Source organism: Nonomuraea sp. NPDC003707, from assembly GCF_053587055.1.
In genome coordinates this window covers 158,475-175,333 of sequence record NZ_JBSFNK010000014.1, presented here as the reverse complement: position 1 = coordinate 175,333, position 16,859 = coordinate 158,475, and the positions used below count along the sequence as shown (strand labels likewise).

At 69.8% G+C, this 16,859-nt stretch carries 15 protein-coding genes; 8 read left to right on the top strand and 7 right to left on the bottom strand.

Features of this window, described 5'->3' with window-relative positions; all coding sequences use genetic code 11:
* The first annotated feature begins 42 nt into the window (after window positions 1-42).
* The 6 genes from ACWDRB_RS33125 (at window position 43) to ACWDRB_RS33100 (ending at window position 7,783) form a co-directional block, all read left to right on the top strand.
* Window positions 43-1,392, top strand: a complete 1,350-nt coding sequence (locus tag ACWDRB_RS33125) for a glycosyltransferase (protein ID WP_449900342.1) — start codon at window positions 43-45, stop codon at window positions 1,390-1,392.
* Between the two features lie 14 nt (window positions 1,393-1,406).
* Window positions 1,407-2,804, top strand: a complete 1,398-nt coding sequence (locus ACWDRB_RS33120; RefSeq protein ID WP_449900340.1) for an aminobutyraldehyde dehydrogenase — start codon at window positions 1,407-1,409, stop codon at window positions 2,802-2,804.
* 252 nt (window positions 2,805-3,056) lie between these two features.
* Window positions 3,057-6,380 carry a nitrate- and nitrite sensing domain-containing protein gene (locus ACWDRB_RS33115; protein ID WP_449900337.1) on the top strand — a complete coding sequence of 1,108 codons (3,324 nt, stop codon included), beginning with the start codon at window positions 3,057-3,059 and terminating at the stop codon, window positions 6,378-6,380.
* Complete coding sequence (locus ACWDRB_RS33110) at window positions 6,377-6,799, top strand: roadblock/LC7 domain-containing protein (protein ID WP_435054279.1); 423 nt, start codon at window positions 6,377-6,379, stop codon at window positions 6,797-6,799. The genes ACWDRB_RS33115 and ACWDRB_RS33110 overlap by 4 nt, the downstream gene beginning before the upstream one ends.
* Window positions 6,800-6,819: 20 nt before the next feature.
* On the top strand, window positions 6,820-7,224 hold the full coding sequence (locus ACWDRB_RS33105; protein ID WP_225964010.1) for a DUF742 domain-containing protein: 405 nt from the start codon (window positions 6,820-6,822) through the stop codon (window positions 7,222-7,224).
* 28 nt (window positions 7,225-7,252) lie between these two features.
* Window positions 7,253-7,783, top strand: a complete 531-nt coding sequence (locus ACWDRB_RS33100) for a GTP-binding protein (RefSeq protein ID WP_449900334.1) — start codon at window positions 7,253-7,255, stop codon at window positions 7,781-7,783.
* A gap of 356 nt (window positions 7,784-8,139) precedes the next feature.
* Here ACWDRB_RS33100 and ACWDRB_RS33095 read toward each other — a convergent pair whose 3' ends face one another.
* Both ACWDRB_RS33095 and ACWDRB_RS33090 read right to left on the bottom strand, forming a co-directional pair.
* Window positions 8,140-9,282 carry a methyltransferase domain-containing protein gene (locus ACWDRB_RS33095; protein ID WP_449900332.1) on the bottom strand — a complete coding sequence of 381 codons (1,143 nt, stop codon included), beginning with the start codon at window positions 9,280-9,282 and terminating at the stop codon, window positions 8,140-8,142.
* Window positions 9,279-9,416 (bottom strand): hypothetical protein, encoded by a 138-nt coding sequence (locus ACWDRB_RS33090; RefSeq protein ID WP_363962887.1) that lies wholly within the window; start codon window positions 9,414-9,416, stop codon window positions 9,279-9,281. The genes ACWDRB_RS33095 and ACWDRB_RS33090 overlap by 4 nt, the downstream gene beginning before the upstream one ends.
* A 756-nt stretch (window positions 9,417-10,172) precedes the next feature.
* On the opposite strand from ACWDRB_RS33090, the gene ACWDRB_RS33085 reads away from it, so the two are divergent.
* On the top strand, window positions 10,173-10,697 hold the full coding sequence (locus ACWDRB_RS33085; RefSeq protein ID WP_449900330.1) for a GNAT family N-acetyltransferase: 525 nt from the start codon (window positions 10,173-10,175) through the stop codon (window positions 10,695-10,697).
* 232 nt (window positions 10,698-10,929) lie between these two features.
* Here ACWDRB_RS33085 and ACWDRB_RS33080 read toward each other — a convergent pair whose 3' ends face one another.
* The 4 genes from ACWDRB_RS33080 to ACWDRB_RS33065 all read right to left on the bottom strand — a co-directional run bounded on the left by ACWDRB_RS33080 (window position 10,930) and on the right by ACWDRB_RS33065 (window position 14,359).
* Window positions 10,930-11,712 carry an oxidoreductase gene (locus tag ACWDRB_RS33080; protein WP_449900328.1) on the bottom strand — a complete coding sequence of 261 codons (783 nt, stop codon included), beginning with the start codon at window positions 11,710-11,712 and terminating at the stop codon, window positions 10,930-10,932.
* A 68-nt stretch (window positions 11,713-11,780) separates the two neighbouring features.
* Window positions 11,781-12,359, bottom strand: coding sequence for a TetR/AcrR family transcriptional regulator (locus tag ACWDRB_RS33075; protein WP_449900326.1), 579 nt, complete (start codon window positions 12,357-12,359; stop codon window positions 11,781-11,783).
* A gap of 39 nt (window positions 12,360-12,398) precedes the next feature.
* Window positions 12,399-13,109, bottom strand: coding sequence for an SDR family NAD(P)-dependent oxidoreductase (locus tag ACWDRB_RS33070; protein WP_449900324.1), 711 nt, complete (start codon window positions 13,107-13,109; stop codon window positions 12,399-12,401).
* Complete coding sequence (locus tag ACWDRB_RS33065) at window positions 13,106-14,359, bottom strand: erythromycin esterase family protein (RefSeq protein ID WP_449900322.1); 1,254 nt, start codon at window positions 14,357-14,359, stop codon at window positions 13,106-13,108. Before ACWDRB_RS33065 ends, ACWDRB_RS33070 begins: the two co-directional genes overlap by 4 nt.
* Window positions 14,360-14,656: 297 nt before the next feature.
* On the opposite strand from ACWDRB_RS33065, the gene ACWDRB_RS33060 reads away from it, so the two are divergent.
* Window positions 14,657-16,066 (top strand): glycoside hydrolase family 6 protein, encoded by a 1,410-nt coding sequence (locus ACWDRB_RS33060; RefSeq protein ID WP_449900320.1) that lies wholly within the window; start codon window positions 14,657-14,659, stop codon window positions 16,064-16,066.
* Between the two features lie 43 nt (window positions 16,067-16,109).
* Here the strand turns inward: ACWDRB_RS33060 and ACWDRB_RS33055 are convergent, their stop codons facing one another.
* The gene (locus tag ACWDRB_RS33055; RefSeq protein ID WP_449900318.1) at window positions 16,110-16,838 is read right to left on the bottom strand and encodes an SAM-dependent methyltransferase; all 729 of its coding nucleotides are present in this window, start codon (window positions 16,836-16,838) and stop codon (window positions 16,110-16,112) included.
* Window positions 16,839-16,859: the final 21 nt, after the last annotated feature.

Genomic DNA, 16,859 nt, shown 5'->3' with positions numbered 1-16,859 from the left:
CTTGAATTCCTCTTCAAATTGATGAGTTTCCCCGGAGCCTCGATGTCTCTCACCATCCTGTTCATGCCGGAAAGCGCCTACGGGCCGACCAACAACTCGATCGGCATCGGCGACATCCTCCGCCGCCGCGGCCACCGCGTCGTCTTCGCCGCGGAGGCGTCGTGGAAGGGCAAGCTCGAAGCGCTCGGCTTCGAGGAGGACCTTGTCGACCTCGCCCCGCCGCCCGAGGACGCCGCGGAGGAGCAGGACCCGGGGCAGTTCTGGAAGGACTTCATCCGCGAGACCGCCCCCGAGTACCGCAAGAGCACTCTGGAGCAGCTCGACACCGTCACCAAGCCGATCTGGGACTCGCTGATCGACGGCGTGAAGTACTGCGAGCCGCAGCTCAAGGCGATCATCGAGCGCGTCAACCCCGACGTGATCGTCGAGGACAACGTGATCACGTTCCCGGCGCTGCTCACCGCGGGCAAGAAGTTCGTCCGCATCGTCTCCTGCAACCCGCTGGAGGTGCGCGGCGAGAACATCGCGCCGGTCTTCTCCGGCCTGCCGGCCGACGACCGCTCGGAGTGGGCGGCCTTCCGCGCCGAGTACGACCGCACCCACCGCGAGCTGTGGACCGCCTTCAACGAGTGGTGCGTCGAGCAGGGCACCGAGCCGCTGCCCGACCTCGACTTCATCCACGAGGGCGACCTGAACCTCTACGTCTACCCCGAGATCCTCGACTACGCCGACGCCCGCCCGCTCGGCGACTCCTGGCACCGCCTCGACTCCTCGGTGCGCGAGACGGACGAGGCGTTCACGCTGCCCTTCGAGCGCAGGAGCTCGCGACGAGAGAGCGACGGAGGAGCCAACGAGGAGCGAAGCGGGCGCGACCATGAGCTCGAGCGCCGCGACGAGGGCTCGCTGGTGTACTTCTCGCTCGGCTCGCTGGGCTCCTCCGACGTGGAGCTGATGCAGCGCGTCATCGACGTGCTGGCCACCACGCCGCACCAGTACATCGTCTCCAAGGGCCCGCTGCACGAGGAGATCAAGCTCGCCGACAACATGTGGGGTGCGGAGTTCCTCCCGCAGACCAAGATCATCCCACTGTGTGACCTGGTCATCACGCACGGCGGCAACAACACGACCACGGAGGCGCTGCACTTCGGCAAGCCGATGATCCTGCTGCCGCTCTTCTGGGACCAGTACGACAACGCCCAGCGGGCCGACGAGCTGGGCTATGGTGTCAGGCTCTCCACCTACACCTTCACCGACGAAGAACTGAAGGGCGCGGTCGAGCGGCTGCTCGGGGACACCGAGCTGCGTGCCCGGCTCGCCGCCGCGGGCGAGGAGATCAGGGGTCGCGACGGCCTGCGCAAGGCCGCCGACCTGATCGAGCAGCTCGGCCAGTGAGGACATGAATTTCCATGCGTGAACTGATCAACCCCGCCACCGGGCTGCCGTGCGCCGAGATTCCCGACACGCCGGTGGAGGGTGTCGCGGCCGCCGTCGACCGGGCCCGCGCGGCCTTCGAGGAGTGGTCGCAGACCACCCCGGCCGACCGGGCGCGGCTGCTGCTGCGGGTGGCCGACCTGGTGGAGGCCGACGCCGAGGAGCTGACCAGGTTCGAGGTGGAGGAGACGGGCAAGCCCGCGTCGGTGTTCAGGGACGGCGAGCTGCCGTTCGCCGCCGACAACCTGCGCTTCTTCGCCGGGGCCGCCCGTTCCCTCGAAGGCTCGGGCGCCGGTGTCTTCAGCCCCGGCTACACCTCGGTCCTGCTGCGCCGCCCCGTCGGGGTGGTGGGGTCGATCGCGCCGTGGAACTTCCCGTTCGTCATGGCCGTCTGGAAGGTCGGGCCGGCGGTGGCCGCGGGCAACGCCGTGGTGATCAAGCCGGCCCCTCAGACGCCGCGTACGACGTTGCGGCTGGCCGAACTGTTCGCCAAGGCGGGCGCGCCCGACGGGCTCGTCCAGGCGATCACCGGGGACGCCGAGGCCGGCCAGGCGCTGGTCACCCACCCGGGCGTGGACATGGTCAGCGTCACCGGCTCCACGGAGACGGGCCGGGCGGTCATGACCGGGGCCGCGGCCACGCTCAAGCGGGTGCACCTCGAGCTCGGCGGCAAGGCGCCCGCGCTGGTCTTCGAGGACGCCGACCTCGCGGAGATGGCCCGCGGGGTGGCGATGGGGGCGACGTACAACACGGGGCAGGACTGCACGGCCGCCACCCGCGTCTACGTCGCCCGCGAGGTGTACGCGGACGCGATCGAGGCACTGCGGGCAACTCTTGCCAAAATAACCGTCGGCGACCCCTGGGACCCGGCCACGGACATCGGCCCGCTGATCTCGGCCGCGCACCGGGACCGGGTGCACGGGTTCGTCTCCAGGGCCGGCGGGCGGGTGCTCCACGGAGGCGCCCCGATCGAAGGCCCCGGATTTTTCTACCCGCCCACGCTCGTGACCGACGTCGCCCAGGACAGCGAGATCGTCCAAGGTGAACTTTTCGGACCCGTGCTCGTGGCGCTACCGTTCGACGGCGAGGACGAGGCGGTCAGACTGGCCAACGACACGCGGTACGGTCTGGCCTCGTCGGTGTGGTCGCGTGACGTCTCCAGGGCCATGCGCGTCTCACACCGGCTCGATGTGGGCGTGACCTGGGTGAACGACCACCTGCCCATCGCCAGCGAGGCGCCGCACGGCGGGGTGAAGGGCAGCGGGTTCGGCAAGGACATGAGCCAGGAGGCGGTGCAGGAGTATTCGGTGACGCGGCACCTGATGGTGAAGCACGCGGCGCCGGTCGAGCGGGATTCGTTCCGGCCCGCCTGAAGACGTGTACGGCGATATGTTGCCCAAAGTGACCCTTTGGGCACGTGTGATGGGATATGTTCGGTTGGCCGATCTGGTACGGGTTGTGTTCCAATTACCCAGCCGGAACGAATCCCATGCGCCACACGCGTGTCTGATTTCTTTCGAGCACGTACCGGCGAGAGGTTGCGAGAGTCAGTGAGGACGAAAGACCCCAGGCACACGAGGTCAGGGGAGTACACAGGCGGACGTTTCCGGCTGGGGAACTGGCGTGTGCGCTCCAGGCTGGTCGCGCTGATCCTCATCCCCACGGTGGTGGGCGTGCTGCTCGCCGGCGTGCAGCTGGCCAACGCCATCGGCACCAACGCCGAGTACCGCCGGCTCACCCAGGTCGCCGAGCTGGTCCAGCGCATCGGTGCGCTCAACCACGAGCTCGGCAAGGAGCGAACGCTCACCGCGTGGTACGTCTCCGACCGCAGCAGAGGCCAGCGCCTCGTCCAGCTCAAGACGCAGCGGCAGGCGACGGACACGGCCAAGAAGCAGGTGCTGAGCGCGGCCAACGCCATCGACGCCGCGCACTCCGCGCGTGTCATCGAGGGCGTCGACAACATGCGCCGGTGGCTCGCCGGTCTCGACAGCCTCCGCGAGTCCATGGTCTCGAACGTGCCGCCGCGTGCCGCCATCAGCACGTACACCACCATGATCGGCGTCTTCTCCGCGATCGAGGGCGACCTGGGTTCCGGCGTCAACGACGACACCCTCCAGGGTGACGTGGCCGCGCTCGGCTCGCTGCAGCGGGTCAAGGAGGAGATCTCGCGCCAGCAGATCATCCTGATCGTGGCGCTCGTCCAGCGGAAGCTGGACAACGACGACCTGTCGGACTTCCTGGGCTCCTGGAACAAGCAGCAGGCCGAGCTGGCCGCCTTCGAGCAGGAGGCCGACTCCAAGGACCTGGAGGCGTACCAGAAGGGCGTCAAGGGCCTGCAGATCGACCTCGCCGACTCCATGCGCCAGCGCGCGCTCGCCCAGATGCGCGAGTACAACGAGATCCGGGACCTCGACGTCACCACCCGCCGCGACCTCGGCAACTGGTACGAGTCGACCACGCTGTCCGGCAACGCCATGCGCAAGGTCGAGGACGGCCTGGCCACCAGGATCGTGGCCAGGACCCGGGAGCTGAGCGACACCGAGCAGCGCAACGCGATCATCTCCGGTGCGGTGATCCTGGTCCTGCTGCTCCTCGTCCTGGTCTTCACCACCCGCGTGGCCGGTTCGCTGGTCCGCCCGCTGCGCCGGCTGCGTGCCGAGGCGCTCCAGGTCGCCACGACCCGGCTGCCCGAGACCGTCCGCGTGCTGCGCGAGTCCGGCGAGGGCGCGCAGGTGCCCGAGACGCCCTCGGTCGGCATCAACACCCGTGACGAGATCGGTGAGGTCGCGCAGGCCTTCGACGAGGTCCACCGCGAGGCGATCCGGCTGGCCGGCGACGAGGCCAAACTGCGGGCGAACGTCAACGCCATGTTCGTCAACCTCTCCCGCCGCAGCCAGACGCTGGTCGAGCGGCAGCTGCAGCTCATCGAGGGTCTGGAGCAGGGCGAGGAGGACGAGCAGCGGCTCGCGAACCTGTTCCGCCTCGACCACCTGGCCACCCGCATGCGCCGCAACAGCGAGAACCTCCTGGTCCTCGCCGGCCAGGAGGCCGCGCGCAAGTGGAGCGAGCCGGTGCCGCTGGTCGACATCGCCCGCGCCTCGCTGTCCGAGGTCGAGAACTACGAGCGGGTCCAGATCCAGATCCCGTCCGGCACGCTGATCGTCGGCCCGGCCGTCACCGACGCCGTCCACCTGCTCGCCGAGCTCATCGAGAACGCGATCTCGTTCTCCCCCCGCGAGAGCAAGGTCCAGGTCACCAGCACCCCCGCCGAGGGCGGCGTGCTCGTGTCGATCAACGACCTGGGCATCGGGATGAACCAGGAGGAGCTCTCCGAGGCCAACTGGCGCCTGGCGAACCCGCCCGTCGTGGACGTGTCGGTGTCGCGGCGCATGGGCCTGTTCGTGGTCGGCCGCCTGGCCCTGCGCCACGGCGTCCGCGTGCAGCTCAGCCCCCGGGAGACGGGCGGCCTGAGCGCGCTGGTCTTCATGCCGGACATGCTGATCAGCAACGGCCTGGGCGGGCCGCAGCAGGGCGGGCAGTACGAGGCGTTCACGGACTTCGACCCGAGCATGTTCGCGGAGCCGTCGCGGAACGGGTCCGCCTCCTACGGCGCGGCGCCCTCCGGCGACGGTCCCGAGCATGTGGTGGACACGCAGTGGCCGGGGTCGCTGCCGGTGCCGGGGAGCGGCAACTGGGCTCCCTTCGGCGGTGACCAGCAGGCGCCGTTCAACGAGCAGCCCGCCGCGTTCAACGACCGGCCCGCCGCAGATCGCCCGTTCGGTGAGCAGCCCTTCGGGGACCAGCCGTTCAGTGAGCCGCAGCCCTTCGGTGAGCAGCCGTTCGGTGAGCAGCCTTTTGGGGAGCGGCAGTCGCCCTACACCGAGCAGCCGCAGAGCTCGCAGAACGGCGACCAGCCGCGCTGGCCGTCCTTCGCCGAGGAGCCCCCTGCGCCCGCGCAGCAGCCGTTCGGTGAGCAGCCTTTTGGGGAGCAGCCGTTCGGGGAGCCGCGCTGGCCGTCGTTCGCCGAGGAGACGCCGCCTCCCGCGCCGCAGCCCAACTCGTTCGCGGAGAACCGGTGGCCGTCCTTCGCGGAGCAGCCGCCGCCCCTGCAGGAGGAGGAGCCGCGCTGGCCGTCCTTCGCCACCGAGCCGCCCAAGCAGCCGCAGGAGGAGCCGCGGTGGTCGTCGTTCGCCGACCCGGCGCCGCGCAGGTCGCTGTTCGAGTCCGAGGATCGTCCGCAGCCGCAGTTCGGGGAGTCGTACCGCTCGCCGTTCGCGGATGACCTCAAGCCCGCCGACCAGTTCCAGCAGAACGGGCAGTCCAACTACGACAGGTTCGGGCCCGGCGACTACTCCTCGCAGGACATGACCGGCCCGCTCCCCGTGGTGCGCAACTCGCCCATGGAGGAGCAGGGCGACGAGTTCCTGCCGATCTTCTCGTCGGTCGGGTCCGACTGGTTCCGGCGGCCGGAGCCCGAGGTGCTGCAGCCGCACAGCGAGCCCGCTCCCTACGAGCCCGCTTCCTACGAGGCCGCCTCCTACGAGCCCGCTTCCTACGAGCCCGAGCCGGAGACCACGGCCGTGCATCCGGCCGTGCCCGCCGACCCGGCGCCGGTCGCTCCCGCGCAGTCCCCGTCGGGGCTGCCGCGGCGCACGCCCGGCGCGTCCGGGGCGGGCGCGACGTGGTCCTCGCCCGCGGACTCCGGTTTCCAGGCCGCGCAGGCCGCCGCGCAGCCCGCGCAGGGCGGCACGACGTCCTCGGGTCTGCCCCGTCGCGTGCCCAAGGCCAACCTGGTGCCCGGTACGGCCAGCCTCGCCGAACCCCAGGCTTCGTCACCGGCACCGCAGATCTCACCCGAGCGGCTGCGCAGCCGGCTCTCCAGCTTCCAGCAGGGCGTCCGCCAGGGCCGAGCGTTCACCCGGGGCGAAGAGAATGAGGAGGACAAATGAGAGAAATGAGCCAGGGAGCGCGCGGCATCAGCTGGTTGATCACGGATTTCGTGAACAACGTGCCGGGCGTCGCCCACACGGTCGTGGTGTCGTCCGACGGTTTGCCGCTGGCCTTCTCCGAGGGTTTTCCCAAGGATCGGGCCGACCAGCTCGCCGCTGTGGCGTCCGGCGTGATCAGCCTGACCCAGGGCGCCGCGCGGGTCTTCGAGGGCGGTATGGTGAGCCAGACCGTTATCGAGATGCAGCGTGGGCTCTTGATGATCATGTCCATCAGTGATGGGTCCTGTTTGGCGGTCCTGGCTGCTCCCGACTGTGACATGGGCCTGGTGGCTTACCAGATGACCCTGTTGGTCGAGCGAGCGGGCCAGGTGCTGACGCCGGCCGTACGCGCCGAGCTGCAAGCGGCCCGCCCCCGTTAGTGGGGCGGTGACAGGAGATCATGGTGTCAGGTCAGGGTTGGGCTGGTGATAGCACTCCGCCGCATCCGGCGGCTCCCCGTCCGCAGAAGCAGAGCTCCCTGGTACGGCCCTATGCCGTGACCGGGGGGCGCACCGCTCCGCGGATGAAGTTCGCCATGGAGGCATTGGTGTCCTCCGTGACGTCGGAATACCAAGACATTTCCCTACTTAGTCCGGAGTATCAGGCGATTATTCAACTGACCCGGAACGTCCGGTCGGTTGCCGAGATCTCCGCCCTTTTACGCCAGCCCCTTGGGGTGGTCCGGGTGCTGATCGCCGACATGGCGTCCGAGGGCCTGATCCGCGTGCACCAGCCTGCGCTGGACGCCGGAAAGCCGGACCTCAACTTGCTCGAAAGGGTGCTCAGTGGACTTCGCAGGCTCTAGCCCCGGCCTAACCTCGACGAAGATCGTCGTGGCCGGGGGCTTCGGCGTGGGGAAGACGACGTTCGTGGGTGCGGTATCGGAGATCCTGCCGCTCACCACCGAAGCGGTCATGACGGACGCCTCCGCGCACGTGGACGACGTCTCCCTCACACCGAACAAGACCACCACGACCGTGGCCATGGACTTCGGCCGGGTCTCGCTCGATCGCGACTTGATCCTTTACCTGTTCGGCACGCCCGGACAGCACCGCTTCTGGTTCATGTGGGACGACCTGGTACGCGGTGCGATCGGCGCGGTCGTCCTCGTGGACACGCGCCGCCTGGCGGACAGCTTCCCCGCGATCGACTATTTCGAAGAGGCGAAGCTGCCGTTCGTGATCGGCATCAACGGCTGGGACGGGCAGTTCGCGCACGCGGAGGACGAACTCCGCGAGGCCCTGTCGATCGGCGGCCACATCCCGATCGTGAGCCTGGACGCCAGGCAGCGGGAGTCGGTGAAATCCACCTTGATCACTCTGGTGGAACACGCCTTGACCCGCCACATGCACACCCCGGTGTAGGCGGACCCGCGGCCCGTCCGGGTTCAACCTGCTGGACCCCGCCCCGAGGCCAACGGCCTTCGCAATGGGGCGCTTCGCGCCGAAGGCGCTCAGACGTTCTTGTCTGGGCGCCTTCGGCGCACCCCACGCCTTCGGCGACTGGTCGGCCCACCCCTTGACCTACGAGGCGGTGGGCCGACTTCTGCCCACCCCGCCTACTGGATCCGGCAAGCCTCGTTGGGCGATCGCGGTTGAAAGCCCTGCGGAACCCGGTTGGCGGTCGTCGGCGGTTCCGCGACAACGGCGCGTGCGCCCGGGGCACGATCTCCCTGGTTGAGGTCCTGACACCTGGCCAGAGGCGGCCGCTCTCCGCGTGCTCAGGCCCCGGCGCGGCCCAGCGTACGCTCCGGATTGTCCAGCCAGATCCGTTGGCCCTCCCGCGTGATGGTCATGCCGAACCGCTCCCGGTCCGGCTCGCCCCAGGACACCCACTGTGCGTAAGCGTCGGTGATCTCATCCCACAGGGACCGATCGCCGAGCTGGTACGCGAGGTGATCGCCGTCCGAGTCGTGAACCGCCGCCGCCCAGTGGGCCGGGTCGGCCGGGTCGACCACGTACAGCACGAAAAGGTCCCCCTCATCGACCTCGCGGATGTGCAGGCCGGTGAGAGCCGACATGGCCAGCCCCGCCCCCGCCGGCGCGTGCGCGATCGTGCGCGGGTCCACCTGGGTCGTGGACCGTCGGCCGCTGCCGTCGTCGCCGGAGACAGGGGATCCGTCCTGCGAGCGCATCATCATGTACGACGTGCAGCCGGGGAACCGGCCGACGGCGACCCCGTCCGGCATCACCACGAGCCGCACGGAGAGGTCGACGTCGAAGCCTGGCGAGAACGGCGCCACGATCACGCCGCCCGGCCGAGTCTGCTCGACCCATGCATACGGCACCGTGTGGACGGCGCAGGTGACGTGGACCCGGTCGTACGGTGCTCCCTCGGCCCACCCGTCCGCCCCGTCACCGACGATCAGGCGCGGGTGCACGCCGGCCGCGGCCAGCGTCTTTCCCGCTTGCTCGGCGACGGTCTGGTCGACCTCGATCGAGGTCACGACGCCGTGCTCGCCGACCAGGTGGGACAGCAGCGCGGCGGTCCAGCCCGTCCCCGTGCCGATCTCCAGCACCCGATCACCCGGCTCCGGAGCGAGCAGGGTGAGCAGATCGACGACGGTCCCCGGAGCGGAGTTGGAGGAGGTGTAGCGCCCGTCCACCTCGCGGATGTCGGTTGCGCCGGCATCGAGCTGAGTCACGATGGCGTCCGGTCCGTACACCATGGCCCACCAGGTGTCCGGGTCGGCGTGCCGGTCGATGAGGCGGGGGCCGCCTCCGGTGAGAACGACCCCGGCAGGGGGCACGAACCGATGCCGGGGCACGGCCCGCAGCGCCTTGTCGATGGCGCCGCTGACCCGGCGGCGCTCGCTGATGGCGTCGATCAGGCCGTCAATGCGGGCGCCCAAGTCGAGGGTCACTTGCCGTCCTTCTTGTCCCCGTCCCCGCTGCCGCGTTTACCCGCGCTGCCGTCTCCGTCGCCCTGGCTCTTCTTCTTCTCCTTTGGGGGAGTGAACGGCTTCAGGCTGGGCTCCTCGCCCTTGTGCTTTCCCATGCCGGCCTCCTACGTCTAGACGAGTACCTTGTCGTGATCGTATGGCTACGGTGCGGAGTGGGCAAGGGGGTAGTGCGGTTCCGGTCTTCGCCGGTAGGCGAATGTCACTCCTCGCTCTGACACACCCAGGCGTGGCGTATGCCGAGGCCCCGCCCCCGGGGCGATAACCGGAAGCGGGGCCCGTCGTCGGCTGTTCGGCAGGGTCATCAGCAGCCCTCGAAGCCCGTGACGGGCCTCGGTGATCACGAACTGTCGTGCTTGTTCGTCAGCGGCGTCACTATGCCAAGGTCAGTTGGCTGAGACATCACAGATTCATCGGAGGCATCTCCTGCCTGAAGTCCGCGCAGGAGAAATACGGGCCTCCGCTTCCCTGGGCGCCGCTGCCATAGACCGCTTCCAGAGAAGAGGGCGTGGCTCAGGGGCAACCACTCCACGCCCCGATTGGCGGATTCCCTCGCATTCCCCAATCGGGGCTCCTCCACCCGAGGCTGCAGGGCTGTATGCCTGGGTGGGGGCCATCAGGATCTCCGGGTTGGTCGTCACCAGGTTCCACGTACGCGGACATAAGAGTCCAGGCGGTCGGTCATCGGAAATCCTGCTCGATGGCCATGTACTCTCTCGATCTTGCGGGCGTGCCCCGATCCGCTCTACTCCGCTGAGCGAGCGCCATGCCGCAAGCCGATCGATCCGCTCCTGTCGAAGATCGAGGAAGGGTCGATCGGTTGACCAGATGATCCATTGTGAATGGAGAGGCTCTTGCTGACCGGCGATCTCACACGGCTACGCCCCCTTGAACCCTCCGACGCCGAGCCGATGTGGCGTTGGAACAATGACCCCGAGGTCGGGCGCTGGATGTTCGGCAGCTATCCCGAGTCGCTCGCACAGATCACCAGACGCTTCGAGGACCTGCCCCGCAACTCCTATGCCAGCGCCTTCTTCGGCGTCGAGCCGCTCAACGAAAAGCGGTTGATCGGCTCAGTACGGCTCCGCGATGCCGAACCCGAGACCGGCGCCGCCGAACTCGACCTTCGGATCGGGGACAAGGAGTATTGGGGTCGCGGCTATGCCACCGACACCGTGAGAGTGATCTGCCGATACGGCTTCGCGGAGATGCGACTCCACAGAATTCGGCTCTCGGTGGTCGCGCAGAACGCCGCCGCCCTCCGCGTCTATGAAAAGGTCGGCTTCGTCGTGGAGGGCCGTGAACGAGAAGCCTTCCGCCGGGACGGCGCGTGGCATGACATGGTCCTGATGGGCCTTTTGGAGGGTGAGCTACGGTGACCGGGCACCCGGATCCCGGTTGGCCATAGACCTGGATTTTCACTGTCGCCAGCCTCGATCAGATGGGGGCTGATCGCAGGCCGGTCCAGCACGCGGTGCGCCCCAAGACGACAACGGCTCGTGTAGGGCGGGGGTCCGCCCACGGCCCATGTCGGTTCGGCCCTACGGCAACGGGAGCTCGCCGGGTAAGTGCCGGCTATCACCACTGCACCGCCCAAGGAAGTCCTGGGCGTCAGAGGGTCTTCACGGTGCCGCCGTCGATGACGTGGTCCGCGCCCGTGATGTTGCCCGCCACGTCCGACAGCAGGAACGCGATCAGCGCCGCCACCTCCCGCGGTTCGGTGATGCGGCCCGTGGTGATGCCGAACGCCGCCGGGATCCCCTCCAGGAACGCGCCGTGGTCCGCGCCCGCCAGGGCGGCCATCTTGCCGCCGAAGCCGTCCGGGTCGTCCCAGAGTGCGGTACGGACGACGCCGGGCGAAACCGTGTTGACGCGGACGCCCCGCGGTCCGAACTCCTCGGCGAGGGACTTGCCGAGCGCGGTCAGGGCGGCCTTGGCGGCGCTGTAGGCGACGGGGCCGGCGGCCGGGAGCCGGGAGTTGATGGACGAGACGTTCACCACCGAGCCGCGCCGCTCGATCAGGCTGGGCAGGGCGGCCCTGGTGACGCGGACGGCGCTGAGCAGGTTGACGTCGAAGATGGCGGCCCACTCCGCGTCGCCGGTGTCGAGGAAGCCGACCGGCTCCACGGCGTCTCCGCCGCCCACGTTGTTGACCAGCAGGTCGATGCCGCCCAGCTCGGCGAGGGCGGTGTCGATGAGGGTGGAGACCCCGCCGGGGGTGCTCAGGTCGGCCGGTACGGCTATGGCGCCCGACTTCTCCAGTTCGGGCGTGATGGTGCGGGCGGCGCCGACCACGCGTACCCCCTCGTCGATCAGGGCCCGCACGGTGGCCAGGCCGATGCCCCGGCTGGCGCCGGTGACGACGGCGGTCTTGGAGTCGAGTCCGAGCTTCATGATCTCTCCAATTTTCTTGAACTCAAGGTACAAAATGAAGGCGTGATAGATCCCGGTAAGGGGTGGGGTCAGAGGGAGTCGACGACCGCGTCGACCACTCTGGTGAGGCGGTCCGGGCCGTCGGCGACGCGCGCCAGCAGGCGCATGCCGACGACGGTGTTCAGTAGCAGGCTCCCGACCGCCCGGGCGTCCCGGTCGGCGGCGATCTCGCCCGTGCGCCGGCCCTCCTCGACCAGCGCGCGGAAGGCGTCCTCGGTGCGGTCGAACATCCGCCGCACGAGCTGCGCCGCGCTCTCGTCCGCCTGGCCGAGCTCGGCCGCGGCGTTCACGGCCATGCAGCCGCGCCGGTCGGGGTCGGCCAGGTCCATCTCGGACAGGAGGCGCAGTGCCCTGCGCAACCTGTCCTTGACGGGGCCCGGCTCCTCCAGCATCTCGATCAGCGCCGCCGCCTGGCTGTCGCGGTAGCGGCTCAGCGCCGCCTCGAACAGCGCGTGCTTGCTGCCGAAGGCGTTGTAGAGGCTGCCCTTGCCGATGCCGAGCGCGTCCACCAGGTCCTGCGGCGTGGTGGCCGCGTAGCCCTTGCGCCAGAACACGTCCATGGCGTGCCCGACGGCCACGTCCGGATCGAACTGCTTCGGCCTCCCCATGGCAACGACGCTAACAGTTTCTGGACCTGGAGGTCAAAATCACCCGGCGGCCGGCATCTCCGGGGGTGCTCCGGTCGCCAGCCAGTGGGCGCGCCGCGTGATCGCGGCCGGCCAGCCGTCCGGCACCACGGTGAAGGCGCCCGCCCGCACCGCCGCGAGGGCCTGGTCGGCGATGTCCGCGGGGTCCTCGCCGTCGGGCGACATGCCGGTGCGCACCAGGGCCGGGCACAGCATCGTCACGCCGATCGGCGTGCCGGCCAGCGACAGCGCCGCCTGTTCGGCGAGGGCGACGACGGCGTGCTTGGAGGCCGCGTACGCGCCACCGGCCGGGAACGTGACGAGCCCCGCCAGCGAAGCCGTGATCAGGATGTGCGCCGGCCGGCCGGACGCGAGCAGCCGCGGGACGAACGCGCGCAGTCCGTTGACCACACCGCCCACGTTCACGGCGAACACCCGGTCCCAGTCCTGCGGGCTCACCTCCCACGGCGCGCCCAGGTCCCGGCCGACGATGCCCGCGTTCAGGCAGACCAGATCGACATCCGGGGCGGCGGCGGCCAGCGCCTCCATCTGCGCGGCGTCGGAGACATCGGTCCGGACGGCCTCGGCCCCCAGCTCGGCCGCGGCTTCCCCGAGCGCCGTCTCGTCGACGTCGGCGAGCAGGACCCGTGCCCCGTCCGAGCGGAGCCGGGCGGCCAGCGCCCTGCCGATCCCGCCGGCGGCGCCGGTGACGACGGCGTTGGTGAGGTTCATGAAGATGCTCCGAACATGGTCGACGAGTCCGCCGTCGCGGTGGGAGTGCACACGACCGCGTCGAAGGCCTGGTGCAGCGGCGTGTCCACGGTCGCGCTCTGCGACCGGATACGGTCCAGCGGCGGCCCCGTACGCAGGTCGGTCAGGGTGACGGCCCCGCCGAGCCCGGCGTCGACGAGGGCTCCTTCCACGCTCCCGGGGGCCGGGGCGTCGAGGCTGACGCCGTCGAGCGTGAACCCGACAGGGGAGCCCTCGGCGGGGACGATCATCTCCGGCACCTGGCCGGCGGTGTGGGTCAGCGCCACGGCGCGGTAGCGCGGGCCGAGGTCGCGTGCCAGGTAGTGGCCCATCGGCAGGCCGGCCAGGTGGCCGCCGAAGGTGACCGGGGTCTTCTGTATGTGGTTGTTGTGGGCCACCAGCACGACTCGCGCGCCGTTGCCGGCCCTCTCCAGATGCCACTGTACGGCCGCGGCCATGTAGCGGTCGCGAGCCGACGTGTCGCCCGGCAGGCCCGCGCCGGAGAACAGGTCGTTCATCGCCCGGAGCATGTAGTCGGTGTGGCAGGCGGCATCCAGGTGGCGCCGGGCCGTGTCGTATAGGTGCCGGTCGGCGCGGGAGACGTAGAGCGGTTCGAGCGCCCGCAGCCGCAGCGACAGCCGGGACAGGCTCGCGGTGAGGGAGTCCCGGAACGCCGGGTCGAGAGCGCCCCACGCGGGCGCCGACACGGCGGCCGAGCCGCCGGTGATCTCGTCGGCCGCGCGCAGGACGCCGGCCACCAAGTCGTCGAGGTCCGGGTCGACCAGCCGCAGGTATTCGGCGACCGGGCCGAGGTCCGGCCGCAGGGTGAGGGTGTTGGGCAGGTCGATCCCCACGATCCGGACAGGCTGGGACCTGCTCCGGTTGTAGTGGCGCAGCCAGAGCAGCAGCTCTCCGAACACACCGCGGGTCAGGGGCCCGGCCAGCCGGAGGAGGTCGGCCTCGTCGCCCTCGCCGGCGAGCCAGGCGTTGACGGCGGTGGCGTCTGCGGATCCGAGCTCGAACGCCACGTCGGTGAACCCGCAGCGTTCGAGGAGGAAGCGCAGCAGCCGCGCACGGGCGAGGTTGAACTCGCGGACGAAATGGGCGCCCTCGCCGACGGCCACGACCTGGGCGTCACCGACCACGCCGCGCAGCGGCTCGAGGTCGTCGAGGACTGGGTCGGCCGGGTCGAGGGTGTTGAGGACAGCCGTGTGCCCTGACAGGGAAGTCATGGAAATGCACTCGTTTCTCGGTGGATGCCGGAAGCCGGCGGTCAACGCGTCGAAGAACGCGGAACAGAGCGCTCGGCCGGACCCGTGCCGACGGGTCGCCGGAGGCGCTGCGATGTCCGCTCAGGGACGCGGATCAGAGAAACAAGGTGCCAGGAACCATGCGGCCGATCATAGCGGAGCCGTAGCACGTACGCTCCGTCACCGCCGGTGCCGGTGCGTACGTTCATACTTCGCCTCTTGACCTTGTCAGACGGGGTCGGTAATGATCAACCGCGACTCCCGCCGAAAGGTGCACACGTGCGATTCATCGCAGGCAAGACCGCGGCTTTAGCCGCCGTCCTGACAGCAGTTCTCGTCGTCCCCCAGCCCGCCTCAGCCGCCGCCCAGCTCATCGGGAACGGCACCTTCGACAGCTCCACCGCCCCCTGGGCCGCGATCGGCCAGACGACGGTCGCGCTCGACGCCCAGCGGCTGCGGGTGGACGTGAAGGCCGTCGTCGCCAACCCCTGGGACGCCATGGTGGCCGCCCCCACCACCGCCGCCCTGAACCCGGGCAAGAGCTACACCCTCTCCTTCGACGCCTACTCCACCGTCGCCTTCAAGGCCACCGCCACGGTGCAGTACAAGGCCACGCCCAGCGCCAACCAGTCGCTGGCCACGGGCGTGCAGCTCACCACGTCGAGCAAGCGCTACAGCATCCCGTTCACGGCCGCGACCGCCACGGACACGGCGGCAGAGGTGACGTTCCAGCTCGGCGGGTCCGGCGGGACGCCCGTGATCCGGTTCGACAACGTGTCGCTGATGGAGACGCAGACGACGCGCCCGACCGCCCTGTTCGTGTGGAACCAGTCCAACCCGGCCAAGTTCGTCACGGCCAATCCGAACGCGAGCCAGACCGCGGCCATCTCCGCGAACATCGCCAACAAGCCGATCTTCGAGTGGTTCGGCGGCTGGTTCAGTGACATCACCCAGGCCGTGGACACCTACGTCGGCGCGGCGCAGGCCCAGGACAAGCTGCCGATGCTGGTCGCGTACAACATCCCCAACCGGGACGCGTGCGCCAACCAATCGGGCGGCGGCGCGGGCGACGCGGCCGGCTATCACGCGTGGATCACCGAGTTCGCCAAGGCCATCGGCACCAGGCACGCGATCGTCGTGCTGGAGCCCGACGCGGTCGCCGCCGCCGGGTGCGTGACCAAGATCGGCAAGAACCCCGAGGACCAGTACGCGATGCTGCTGGACGCCACGCAGGTGCTGAAGGCCCAGGCCCCCAACGCGTGGGTCTACCTGGACGCGGCCAACGCCACCTGGCTCGCGCCCGACGTCATCGCGCCGCTGCTGGTCAAGTCGGGCATCGCCAACACCCGCGGCTTCTCCGTGAACGTGTCGAACTACTTCTGGACCACCGACTCCGAGACGTACGCCGTCGGGGTCAACGGTCAGCTGTCGGGCACCGTGGGCGCCAAGAAGTACGTGATCGACACCAGCCGCAACGGCAACGGCCCCTACTCGGACAGTACGCCCGAGGACAACTGGTGCAACCCGCCCGGGCGCAAGCTCGGCGCCTCGCCGGTCAGGCAGTTGAGCGGCGCCGAGTACGTCTTCTGGGTCAAGGTGCCCGGTGACTCCGACGGCGTGTGCAACGCCTCCACCAAGCCGGCCGGGCAGTTCGACCCCGACCTGGCCGTGGCCCTGATCAACGGCTAGTCCCCGCCGGCCGGGCCTCTCGGCGAGAGGCCCGGCCGCTCTCTCATACCCGCTGGAGCAGGAGGGTGACGAAGCCGAGCGCCTCCCGGTAGCCGTTGAGCCACAGCTCGCGGTGCTCCCGCGCGACGGCGAGGGCCTGGTCGCCGTCGGGGCCCGGGTTGGCGGCGGCCCATCGGGCCAGGCTGCCGGTCCACGACCATTCGTACTCGTCCCACTCGGCGAGGGTGCTCACGTGGCCGTAGACCGCCAGCCAGCCCTCGGACTCGGCGGCGGCCACCGTGCCCGCCAGGTCGGGGTACGCGCCGATGGCTTCCACGACCTCGGGAGCAGGGGTCCGCTCCCAGAAGCCCTCCCCGATCAGCGCCAGCCCGCCCGGCCGGACGAACCTGGCGACCGCGTCCATCGTGCCCTTCAATCCCTGGAACGCGTGGGTCGAGCCCACGCAGAGCACCAGGTCGTACGGCTGCTCCGAGGAGAACTCGGCCGCGGACATCTCGTGCAGCCTCAGCCGGTCGGACAGGCCACGCGCGGCCGCAGCCCGCCCCGCCGAGGACACGGCCTCCGCGGAGAGGTCCACGCCGTCGGCCGTGGCCGAGGGGACGAGTTCGAGCGCGCGGAGCGACCATTCGCCCTCACCGCATCCCAGGTCGAGGACGCGGGCCCCCTCCGGCAGCGCGGCCCGGAGCAGCAGGCGGTCGAGGTTGCCGGGCGTGATGGGTGCGGCGATCGGATGGTCACGGTGGGCGATGGAGCTGATCAGCGTTCGTTCCATGCCGTTCAGTCTCGCGGCGCC

Excerpts from the sequence above, each read along its gene's own strand:
- ACWDRB_RS33125 (WP_449900342.1), top strand. The coding sequence starts at position 43 with ATGTCTCTCACCATCCTGTTCATGCCGGAAAGCGCCTACGGGCCGACC.
- ACWDRB_RS33120 (WP_449900340.1), top strand. The coding sequence starts at position 1,407 with ATGCGTGAACTGATCAACCCCGCCACCGGGCTGCCGTGCGCCGAGATT.
- ACWDRB_RS33110 (WP_435054279.1), top strand. The coding sequence starts at position 6,377 with ATGAGAGAAATGAGCCAGGGAGCGCGCGGCATCAGCTGGTTGATCACG.
- ACWDRB_RS33105 (WP_225964010.1), top strand. The coding sequence starts at position 6,820 with ATGGTGTCAGGTCAGGGTTGGGCTGGTGATAGCACTCCGCCGCATCCG.
- ACWDRB_RS33090 (WP_363962887.1), bottom strand. The coding sequence starts at position 9,416 with ATGGGAAAGCACAAGGGCGAGGAGCCCAGCCTGAAGCCGTTCACTCCC.
- ACWDRB_RS33080 (WP_449900328.1), bottom strand. The coding sequence starts at position 11,712 with ATGAAGCTCGGACTCGACTCCAAGACCGCCGTCGTCACCGGCGCCAGC.
- ACWDRB_RS33075 (WP_449900326.1), bottom strand. The coding sequence starts at position 12,359 with ATGGGGAGGCCGAAGCAGTTCGATCCGGACGTGGCCGTCGGGCACGCC.
- ACWDRB_RS33070 (WP_449900324.1), bottom strand. The coding sequence starts at position 13,109 with ATGAACCTCACCAACGCCGTCGTCACCGGCGCCGCCGGCGGGATCGGC.
- ACWDRB_RS33065 (WP_449900322.1), bottom strand. The coding sequence starts at position 14,359 with ATGACTTCCCTGTCAGGGCACACGGCTGTCCTCAACACCCTCGACCCG.
- ACWDRB_RS33055 (WP_449900318.1), bottom strand. The coding sequence starts at position 16,838 with ATGGAACGAACGCTGATCAGCTCCATCGCCCACCGTGACCATCCGATC.